This is a genomic window from Hydrogenophaga sp. (assembly GCF_048549895.1).
GTDB lineage: Bacteria > Pseudomonadota > Gammaproteobacteria > Burkholderiales > Burkholderiaceae_C > Hydrogenophaga.
The window spans coordinates 1-4,095 of sequence record NZ_JBLYYB010000083.1; the positions used below are offsets into that span (position 1 = coordinate 1).

The following is a 4,095-nucleotide window of genomic DNA, read 5'->3' on the forward strand; positions in this document are numbered from 1 at the left end:
AAAGGCGTTGAACTGGAAAAGGCCCTCACCGGCCTGAACGGCGCCGGTGTGATGGACGCGCTGCTCACGCAGAAAAACGAGCCGCGCAAGTTCAGCGCATGGCCCGCCTCACGCGCGTGCTGCTCACCAGCTTTGCCGCACTCAAGCACGAGCGCGGCTGGGTCGACATGAACGACGTGGAGTCCGCCGCGCGTCGCCTGCTGGGCGATGCCGAACTTTCCGGTTGGTTGCAGCAGCGGCTGGACGCGCGCGTGCGCCATGTGCTGATCGACGAGTTCCAGGACACCAACCCGCTGCAGTGGCAGGCGCTCTACGGCTGGCTCTCGGCTTATGCCGGCGCCGGCCCGGGCGAGGCGCCGTGCGTGTTTCTGGTGGGCGACCCCAAACAATCCATCTACCGCTTTCGCCGCGCCGAACCGCAGGTGTTCAAGGCTGCGCAGGCCTTTGTGGTGCAGGGCCTCGCGGGCGCTTTGCTGAGCTGCGACCACACCCGCCGCTGCGCGCCCGCCGTGGTGGACGCGCTCAACAGCGCCATGCTCGCCGCCGTGCAAGCCGGCGACTACAGCAGCGATTTCCGTGAGCACACCACCGAGAGCCATGAGGCTGGTGAGGTGGTGGCCTTGCCGCAGGTGCCGCGCAGCGCGCGGGAACGCGACGGCGGCGCAGACACAGATGTGACGTGGCGCGACAGCCTGACCACGCCGCGTGTGCTGCTTGAAGACACCATGTCCGCACTGGAAGCGCGCCAGGCGGCCGACTGGATCGCCGCCGAGATCGCCTCGGGTCGTTTGAGCGCCGATGGGTTGATGGTGCTGGCGCGCCGGCGCGAGCGCCTGGCCTGGATGTTCGAGGCGCTGCGCGAACGCGGCATTGCCAGCGAACAACCCGAGAAGCTCGACCTGTGTGACGCGCCCGCCGTGCAGGACGTGGTGGCGCTGCTGGACGCGCTGGTCTCGACCCGCCACGACCTGAGCCTGGCGCGCGCGCTCAAGTCGCCGCTGTTCGGCTGGAGCGACGACGCGCTGGCCTGGCTGGCCCGCCTGCAGCAGCACTGGACCGTGCGGCCTGGCGCGGACGCCAAACCCGTCAAACCCTCGTGGTGGGCGGTGTTGCAGCGTTTCGCCGACTTGCCCGCGCACGAAAAAACCGCCGTGCCTCCGGTGCCCGAACCACTGGCGCAGGACTTCACCGACACCGCCGCGCGCCTCCTTCGCTACCGCCAGTGGGTGCAAAGTCTGCCGCCACACGACGCACTCTCCGCCATCTACGGCCACGGTGACGTGCTCGCGCGCTTTGCGCAAGCCGTGCCCGCCAGCCAGCGCGCGGGCGTGCTCGCGCAACTGCGCGATCTGCTGGCCAACGCGCTGGCGCAAGACGGTGGTCGTTTCCTCACGCCCTACCGCTTCGTGCGCGCGCTCAAGGCCGGTGGCATCAAGGCCACGCCGACCCACAACAGCGGCGCCGTGCGCCTGCTCACCATCCACGGCGCCAAAGGCCTGGAAGCCGATACCGTGCTCATGCTCGACACCGACACGGGTTCTTCGCGCCCCGAGAGCATGGGTGTGCTGATCGACTGGCCGGGCGAAGCGCCGGTGCCGAAGCGCTTCGTGTTTCTGGCCAGCGAAAAGAACCCACCAGCTTGTGCGGCCAGTGCGCTCGCGCTGGAGCAACAAGCCCGTTCGCTGGAGGAACTCAACGCCTTGTATGTGGCGCTCACGCGGGCCGAATCGCGCCTGGTGATTTCCAGCTTCGAGCCGCATGCGCGCGGCAACGCGAGCACCTGGTACGAACGTTTGCTCCCGCTCACGCAGCCGCTGGAAACCCCGCCAGAAGCGGCAGGGCGCAAGCCTGCCGACACGTCAACGACCGACACCTTCAGCCTGCTCGCGCTGCCTGTCTTGACCCACGCAGCAACACCCACAGCCGTGGAGACAGCGCCGGCCGACGATGAGCGCACGCGCATCGGTCTGGCGCTGCACCGCCTGCTGCAGTGGCACCCCACACCCGCGCAGGGCTTCGACTGGACCCCCGCACACACGCAAGCCGTGGCGCGCGAGTTCGCGCTCAGCACCGCGCAGGCCACGCAGGCGCAGACCATGGCGCGACGCATCGTGCAGGGCGAAGCCGCGTGGGCCTGGGACGGTGCCGTGGTCGACACCACCGGCAACGAGGTCGAGATCTTCCACGGCGGGGAACTGCTGCGGCTGGACCGCCTGGTGCGCCGCACCGACACCGGTGAGTGGTGGGTGCTCGATTTCAAAAGCGCGGAACATCCCGAACAACAACCCGAACTGCTCACGCAGATGCGGCGCTACGCGCAGGCGGTGCAAGCCGCGCGCCCCGGCGCTGTGGTGCGCCTGGCCTTCATCAACCTGCACGGTCGTTTGATCGAACTGCAAGACCCTTCGATCACCCCATGAGCGACCTCAACGCAATGCCTTCTCTTCACGTGGATGTGGCCATCATCGGCGGCGGTCCCGCCGGTCTCATGGCCGCCGAGGTCTTGAGCCGCGCCGGCCTGGCCGTGTATCTGTTCGACGCCATGCCCTCGGTCGGGCGCAAGTTTTTGCTGGCCGGCAAGGGCGGCCTGAACCTCACCCACGCCGAACCACTGGACGATTTCGTCACCCGCTACGGCGCCGCGCAAGACCGCGTGCAGGCGCTCCTGCAGCACTGGGGCCCGCAGGCCGTGCGCGACTGGGCCACCGGTCTGGGCATCAGCACCTTCGTGGGCACCTCCCACCGTGTGTTCCCCACCGACATGAAAGCCGCCCCCCTGCTGCGCGCCTGGCTGCACCGCCTGCGCCACCCGGGCGAGGGTGGTGTGCCGGTGGTGTTTCACATGCGCCACCGCTGGCAAGGTTGGAGCAACGGAACCGATGGACCGCTGGTGTTCAACGCGCCGGCCGGTCGGGTGCAGGTGCAAGCCCGCGCCACCGTGCTCGCCCTGGGCGGCGCCAGCTGGGCCCGCCTGGGGTCCGACGGGGCATGGCTGCCTTGGCTGCAAGCCGCTGGCGTGGCGGTGAGTCCGCTGCAGCCCAGCAACTGCGGTTTTGAGGTGGCGGGCTCGGAAGCACACGGCGTGGCTCAAGGCTGGAGCACACACTTCAGCGAACGCTTCGCGGGTCAGCCCTTCAAGTCGGTGGCCATCCGCGCCACCGACAGCCTGGGCCAGTCCTTCCAACGCAAGGGCGAGTTCGTGGCCACCGCCACCGGCGTCGAAGGCAGCCTGGTCTACGCCGCCTCCAGCCTGCTGCGCGACGAGATCGCGCGCAACGGTCAGGCCACTTTCGAACTCGACCTGCTGCCCGACCGCAGCCACGAGCATGTGCTGGCCCAGGTGATGCACCCACGCGGTTCGCGCAGCCTGTCGAGCCACCTCAAGAGCCGCCTCGGGCTTGATGGCATCAAGATGGGCATCCTGCACGAGCGGCTGGACAAGGACGCGATGAACGACCCCGCGCGCTTGGCTGCCGCCATCAAAGCCTTGCCCATCACCGTGAACGCCACGCGGCCGATCGATGAGGCGATCAGCAGCGCAGGTGGTGTGCGGTGGGAGTCTTTGAACCAGGACCTCATGGTTCAGACCCGAGCCGGTTTGTTTTGTGCCGGTGAGATGCTGGATTGGGAAGCGCCTACCGGCGGGTATCTGCTCACGGCCTGCCTGGCCAGCGGTGTGGTGGCGGGCGAGGGTGTGCTGAGGTATTTACCTCGGGAGTGACAGATATCATTTGTTGGCAAATTCGCGCCATTGGCGCGACCTATCAATTGGGGCCTCATGGCCCCAATTGATAGGTTCCGGCCAGAGCGCATATCCCAATCGCCTAAACTGGGGCACGCATCGGCGCATGGGCAATCATCGTTCCGGCCAGAGCGCATATCCCAATCGCCTAAACTGCCGCAGATGTTCAACCAGAAGCGGATCAAGTTCCGGCCAGAGCGCATATCCCAATCGCCTAAACTTTGGCCGACCAGTTGTGTTGGTGTAGGTGGGTTCCGGCCAGAGCGCATATCCCAATCGCCTAAACTCTTGTCAAGGTGCCGGAATCACTGAGACAAGTTCCGGCCAGAGCGCATATCCCAATCGCCTAAACT

General features: G+C 67.2%; 1 protein-coding gene, 1 pseudogene and 1 CRISPR repeat array. The gene and the pseudogene both read left to right on the forward strand.

All coding sequences use genetic code 11. The features are described from left to right. The first annotated feature begins 98 nt into the window (after positions 1-98). Entirely contained in the window at positions 99-2,420 is a 2,322-nt protein-coding gene (locus ACN4F8_RS09225; RefSeq protein ID WP_419473306.1) for a UvrD-helicase domain-containing protein, read from the forward strand. Continuing rightward, a pseudogene (locus ACN4F8_RS09230) lies at positions 2,315-3,697 on the forward strand (TIGR03862 family flavoprotein); the annotation flags it as partial. The gene ACN4F8_RS09225 and the pseudogene ACN4F8_RS09230, both read left to right, overlap by 106 nt. Before the next feature lie 98 nt (positions 3,698-3,795). Further along, a CRISPR array of direct repeats spans positions 3,796-4,095; the repeat unit is 36 nt; unit sequence GTTCCGGCCAGAGCGCATATCCCAATCGCCTAAACT.

Excerpts from the sequence above, each read along its gene's own strand:
- ACN4F8_RS09225 (WP_419473306.1), top strand. The coding sequence starts at position 99 with ATGGCCCGCCTCACGCGCGTGCTGCTCACCAGCTTTGCCGCACTCAAG.